Source organism: Campylobacter sp. W0014 (assembly GCF_020135975.1).
Lineage (GTDB): Bacteria > Campylobacterota > Campylobacteria > Campylobacterales > Campylobacteraceae > Campylobacter_D.
This window is the reverse complement of sequence record NZ_JACHTR010000022.1, coordinates 21767-27882: the sequence shown is the minus strand read 5'-3', so window position 1 is coordinate 27882 and position 6116 is coordinate 21767. Positions and strand designations below refer to the sequence as shown.

The 6116-nt window shown below is 29.1% G+C and carries 7 protein-coding genes; 2 read left to right on the top strand and 5 right to left on the bottom strand.

From position 1 onward, the window contains the following. Positions 1 to 30: 30 nt before the first annotated feature. Both H2277_RS07250 and H2277_RS07245 read left to right on the top strand, forming a co-directional pair. Positions 31 to 252, top strand: coding sequence for an acyl carrier protein (locus H2277_RS07250; protein WP_337201666.1), 222 nt, complete (start codon positions 31 to 33; stop codon positions 250 to 252). A 62-nt stretch (positions 253 to 314) separates the two neighbouring features. Beyond that, positions 315 to 1952: a hypothetical protein gene (locus H2277_RS07245; RefSeq protein ID WP_337201665.1), complete on the top strand. Its 1638-nt coding sequence runs from the start codon at positions 315 to 317 to the stop codon at positions 1950 to 1952. A gap of 72 nt (positions 1953 to 2024) precedes the next feature. Here the strand turns inward: H2277_RS07245 and H2277_RS07240 are convergent, their stop codons facing one another. Genes H2277_RS07240 through H2277_RS07220 form a run of 5 tightly spaced genes read right to left on the bottom strand, consistent with a single transcriptional unit; the run spans position 2025 to position 6057 of the window. Further along, positions 2025 to 2789, bottom strand: coding sequence for a TSUP family transporter (locus H2277_RS07240; protein WP_337201664.1), 765 nt, complete (start codon positions 2787 to 2789; stop codon positions 2025 to 2027). Further along, positions 2771 to 3535, bottom strand: coding sequence for a TIGR02757 family protein (locus H2277_RS07235; protein ID WP_337201663.1), 765 nt, complete (start codon positions 3533 to 3535; stop codon positions 2771 to 2773). The genes H2277_RS07240 and H2277_RS07235 overlap by 19 nt, the downstream gene beginning before the upstream one ends. Before the next feature lie 10 nt (positions 3536 to 3545). Then, positions 3546 to 5372: a flagellar hook-associated protein FlgK gene (gene flgK, locus H2277_RS07230; protein ID WP_337201662.1), complete on the bottom strand. Its 1827-nt coding sequence runs from the start codon at positions 5370 to 5372 to the stop codon at positions 3546 to 3548. Between the two features lie 11 nt (positions 5373 to 5383). Continuing rightward, positions 5384 to 5818, bottom strand: a complete 435-nt coding sequence (locus H2277_RS07225) for a flagellar protein FlgN (RefSeq protein ID WP_200283576.1) — start codon at positions 5816 to 5818, stop codon at positions 5384 to 5386. Between the two features lie 41 nt (positions 5819 to 5859). Next, positions 5860 to 6057 carry a flagellar biosynthesis anti-sigma factor FlgM gene (locus H2277_RS07220; RefSeq protein ID WP_337196126.1) on the bottom strand — a complete coding sequence of 66 codons (198 nt, stop codon included), beginning with the start codon at positions 6055 to 6057 and terminating at the stop codon, positions 5860 to 5862. Between the last annotated feature and the right edge of the window lie 59 nt (positions 6058 to 6116).

Sequence of the window (6116 nt, the reverse complement as noted above, 5' to 3'; positions counted from 1 at the left end):
GGTTACTATAAAGAACTTTAAGGAGAGAAAATGGAAGAGATTAAGCAGTTTTTTAAAGAAATTGGAAAAGAAGATATTAATAAATTTGATGTTGATCTATTTAGCAGCGGTAGAATTGATAGCTTAGATATAATCAATCTAGTTGGTGAAATAGAAAAATTCTATAAAATAGAATTAGATTTTGAAGATTTAATTCCTGAAAATTTTGAAAATTTTAATAATATTAAAAAATTAATAGATAAAGCTTTATAATGAATGTTGTTATCATAGGTTCAAGTCATTCCTATCAACAAGGTATACCATTAGGATTTAAAATGGCTGGGTGGAATGTTGAAAATTTTTCCATAACAGGATCTCCAAGTACTTTTATATTACACAGGATTCATGATATTAGAAAGTTAAAATTTTTTGAAAAAGCCGATTTGGTTATTTGTGAAAGCAATACTGATGATTTCAGAGCAGATTTTGAAATTTCTTGTCAAGATATTAATAAAGCATATCAAAATCTTTATCTACTAAAAAAGAAAATTGTTATTTTATTATTTCAACATGCTGGAATTAGACAGCAAAATAAAATCACAGATAATTTACATATTTATTTAGCAAATTATTACGGATTTAATTTAATTGATCTAAGAATTGAAAGGAAAATATTTTATTTTTTTTCTCACGACAGCGTTCATCTGTATTCTTTTATCCTTAAAAAAATAGGAAAAAACATTGCAAAAAATTTTACTTCTTTAAAATATCCTAAAAAAAATATACCATTAAAACAAACCACACATTTTAAAGTTTGTCACTTAGATGAAATGAAATTTAATAATGAAGTAGCAAAAAAAGAATGGATAAAAACTTGTATTGGTGGGGATTTTCCAATAGTTTTAAAGTTAAAAGATGAGCAAGAGCTCTTTTTTCCGGAAAAATATTACGGATACTATATACATTCAGTATTTGCATGCAATTTAAATCAAATTCTGTACTCTTCTTTAACAATAACCGATGGGAAATACAATTTTAATTCTTTATTATTTCCAGGGGGTGCAGTAAAGCGATTTGGTACATTATTGAAAATAAATGAAAATGTAAAAATTAAGTGCAATTGCAAATTAAATGGAGAAATGGATAAAAAAGTTCAACCCTGTGAAAAACCAAAAATCAATAAGAATTTAAATTATGTCGGACTTATTTCTTTTTTGCTTGTAAAAGATTATCATAATGAAGATATTGACTTTGAAACTCTAGCCAAAGAAAATATGGAAATTGACAAAGAATATAATTTTAATCACCTTATACCCCCAATGGAATGGTATAAAGAAATTATAGATGAGTATTGTAAAGTAACAGATGCTAGAAAGTTAGCATCCTTAAATACTCAAATATCTAACTTGAACAATGAAAAACAAAATTTACTCAATGAAAAAAACAATCTTGAAAATAAACTCAACTCCATCCCTATTAAAAAACAACATTTAGAATTAGCTAATTTAGAACAAGACCTAATCATCAAAAAACTAGAAAGTAAAAAATTAGCTAAATCTTTAGGAATTAAAATGGATATTATTAATCCTAAAGTAACTTTTATCCAAGCTAATTCAGCTAAGGCAAGAATTCAAAACCAACTTTCTTATAAACTAGGACAAGCTATGATAGAAAATTCAAAAAGCATACTAGGTTATATAAGAATGCCTTATGTTTTATCTTATATAAAAGATAAACACAAACAAGAACAAAAAATTTATGAGGAAAAAATCAAAAAAGATTCTTCTTTAAAATTACCTCCTTTAGAATCTTATCCTGATTATAAAGAAGCTTTAAAATTTAAAGAACATTTATCTTATAAATTAGGAGAAGCTTTGATAAAGGCTAGTAGAAATTGGTATAAAGACGGATACCTAAAACTATTTTTTGAGATAAGAAAACTAAGAAAAGAATTTAGAAATAAAAAAGCATAATTTTTCATCTAAGTATTGAATTTAATTATTTTTGAAAGATATTTTTGTATTGTTCAAAAATAAATTTTAATTTCAAGAAAAATAATCCCAAGCAACTTTGATGATGGTTATACCTACTACGATTAAAAATAGACTTTTGATGAATTTTCCATTGCTCTTTAATACAAGTTTAGACCCTAGAAAAGCTCCTAAAATTTGTCCAACAGCCATGATTAATCCTACTTTCCATAAAACTTCATACTGCCATAAAAAAATAATTAAAGCGATAATATTGCTTGTGAAATTTAAGATCTTTGTATTCATGCTTGCTTTTTTCATATTAAAGCCAAGCAAGGTTACACAAGCAAATATCCAAAAAGATCCAGTTCCAGAGCCTAAAAAGCCATCATAAAACCCCAAAGCCAAACCACAAACAAGATAAAAAATTTTAATATTTTTAATCTTTGGATTGTTTTCATATTTTCCTAAATTTGGACGTAAGGCTGTGTATAAAAAAGTCAAAGTCAAGCAGATTAAAATAATGATTTTTAAATTTTCATCCTTAACAAAAAGTACGCTATAGCTTCCTAAGATAGCACCTACTGCGGTAAAAAATACCCCCCAAGCTAGATGGGGTAGGGTTGTGGATTTAAAATAAGTGATTGTTGCGGTAAAAGCTCCGCATACACTTTGGACTTTATTGGTTGCGATAGATAAATGCGCAGGAATTCCACAAGCTATGAGTGCTGGTAAAGTTATAAGTCCGCCTCCGCCAACTATTGAGTCTATAAAACCTGCAAAAAGTGCCGCAAAAAATAATATAATATAATAAATCGTATCTAAATGTTCAAAGCCCATGCCTTAATCTCCTTGCTTTGTCCTAAACGATAAAGTGCAAAATCATACTTAATAGGATCATTTGCATCAAATTCTTTTAACTTGTTAGTAAGTTCTAACACACTTTTATAATCATATATTTTACGCTTTAAAAGTCCCAAAGTCAAGGAAATTTTAAAAAGATGAGTATCAAGAGGGATTAAAAGATCTTTTGTGTGTATATTAGTAAAAATTCCAAGATCAAGCTCATCTTTTCTAACCATCCATCTAAAATACATATGATATCTTTTAAGTGGTGATTTTGGCATATTTTTCCAAATTTTTCCAAAGAAAAAATCATAGCCATAGCTAGAATAAGTATTGATGTTTTGAATTTTTTTCATAAAAGCAAGGATAGCATCTGTGGTATTTTGCCTTTTTTGATAAGCCGCGGTAAAAAGTTCATTTAAAGAAAATTCTTTTTTAAGTCTTGAGAAGGTGATAAAAATTTCTATAATATCTCTTTCATTTTGAAAACGATATTTCAAGCCTTTTAAATTTTTTCTAATTTGCTTTTCATTTGAGCCAAGTAAAGAAAAATCAAGTTTATTTAAAAAATTAACTATATTTTTGGCATTACCATAGGCAAATAAAGCACAAAGCAAAGCAATGAATTCATCTTTATAAATTTTGGCAACTTGCAAAGGATCTGGATTTTCAAATAAAGCTTTATCGGTATTTTTTAGTTTTACTAGAGCATCTAGCTTCGCTTTTAATATATCAGACATTTTACTAGGATTATGATTTAATTCCTAGTAAAGTATCTAACATTTGATCAATAGTGGTAACAATTTTCGCAGAGGCTCCATAACTTGATTGCCATTGTATTAAGGCTGCAAGTTCTTCATTGGTATTAACTCCGCTTTTAGATTGATATTCGCTATACACAGAATTATAAAAGGTTTGATTGCTAGCATTAACTACATTGTTATTTTCCCCATCAGATCCTATTTTTCCTGTTAATTTACGGTAATATTCTTCCATGGTTAAGTGATCGATAGTTCCATCTTCATTGTAAAAATTAACCTTATCGTATTGAAGCTGTATGATTTTATTTGCCATATCATTACCGCTATCAACCCCATTTAAACTAGCTCTTACTGTGCTTGGATCGCTTAAAATAGAATCTTTTACTTTAATATCACTTGCACTATTTCCACTAAAAAATCCTCCTATGCTAAAAGCACCTGCAAAATTTGTTCCTTTATCTTCTATGGCTATTTTGTATCCTGATTTGGCAGTCAGTTGAAATAAACCATCATTAGAAGTTGGATCATAACTAAAACTTACGTTGATCAAATCATCAACATCATCATTTGAATCTTTGTTGTTGTTATCATCTGTATTAGCTTTGATTTGGCGTACGATATCATCCATGGTGGTATTAACATCGATATTAATAGTTTTGGTAACTTTTTTATCCCCTTTTTCATCATAAAGAACGATATCAAAACTTCCTGGTTGTATAGTTCTATCATAATTCATTAAAGGGATATTGCCTTGAAGCCCAGGAAGATAATCGGAAGTTACAGGGCTTTTTGCGGAACTAGCGTAAAGATTGTTAGTTTCATTGATCATTGTTTTAGAAAAAGTATCTAAAGAATCCATATAGCCTTGTATGATTCCATCACTATATTTTCCTTTACTTTTATCATAATTTCTACCGCGTAAATCAAGCTGAGCGCCTAATTGTCCTCCAGCAATTTTACCGGTTAGATCTCTTACTTTTTCATCTGCGGTTTCATAATAAATACTATAAGATTTATTTTTATCATCGTAATCAAGTTTTAGTGGATGGAAATTGATCCCATCAACTATACTAAATCCTTCAATACTAAGATTATATTGGTGCCCTGGGTCGGTTATAGTTGTATCTAAGCGATTGTCTTGATTGATTTCATTTTTGCTAGCTACAGCACTTACAAGTTTTGAAAGGGTGAGTTCAAGCTCATCTCTTCTATCTCTTAATTCATTTGCATGTTCGGTTGGGAGTGCTTCTTGACCATAAATTTGTTTATTGATCGTTGCGATTTCTTCGCCAATTCTATTAATTTCTTCTACGGTTGATTTGATATCATTATTGATTTTCTTTTGAATTTTATCTAAATTTGAAAAAGTATTATTAATGCTCTCTGTTAATGTTTGCGAAGCCTTTACAAGCGCTACTTTTGTAGCATTTTCATTAGGATTGGATGCAAAATCATTCCAAGCTTTATTGTAATTTTCTAAATCTTGCAAAATCCCTGTATTTTGCAAATCTGGAAAGCGTTCCGATATTTCTTGCAAGGTTGAAGCCATATATTTAGTATATTCTAGTTGAGTTGAAGCCCCTTTTAATTTAAAATAAGAATATTCATCATGTAAACGAACAATACTTTCTATGGCTGTACCTGTACCTACTTGAACCCCATTAGATGAAACATAACCATTGGTTGTTTGCACAACTCTTTGTCGAGTATAAAAAGTTGCATTTGCGTTAGAGATATTGTTACTGGTAGTTGCAATTTGAACTTCACTGGCTTTTAAGCCTGTAACTCCAGTATATAAAGTTCCAAAAATACCCATATCCTTATTCCTTACACATTAATCTTAAAAATTGACTCTGGCGTAGTCTTTTTATCACCATAAGCATTATTCGTTCCATCATTGAGATTAAACATTTTATTGACCAAACCATCAAAGAAATCTTTGATGATAAGTACAAATTTGGCGTATTCTTTGTTAGCAGAATGAAGAGTTTGAAGATTTTTTTTCAATAAATCTAATTTTTCTTTGTCCTCTTCATCAAGTAGTTCGCTAAGTCCTTTAGTGGAACTATTATTTAAAGCTACTAAGGCAGCATCGAGTTGTTTTTTAGCTGTTGTAAATTCAGAAATCAGTTTATTTTTTTCTTCAACACTAGGTGCAACGGTATCGTGTTTTGCAACTTTTATATTTTCAATGTCTTCCTGAGTTAATGCTATTAATTTTTCTAAGATAGCATTAACCTCATCAAGATGTTTTTTAAGCATTTTCTCTCCTTTTTTTACTCAAAAAAAAGAGAGAAAATTTTTTAAATTAAAGAATCAGCTATAGCAGCAGCTGTGGCTCTTGTATCGATTTTATAAGTGCCATTTTTAATTTGTTCTGCAATTTTTGCAGCTTTATCATTCTCTGTTTTTTGAGTATCGTTTGTTTTAGTTTCTTTATTTGTCTGAACTGTGTTTAATGTGGAACTCGCCACGTAGCCTTGCTGTATAGGATTTATCATTTCTGCCTCCTTGAAATTTTTTATTAATAATCCTCTACAGACTATATCGGCTAAAAATT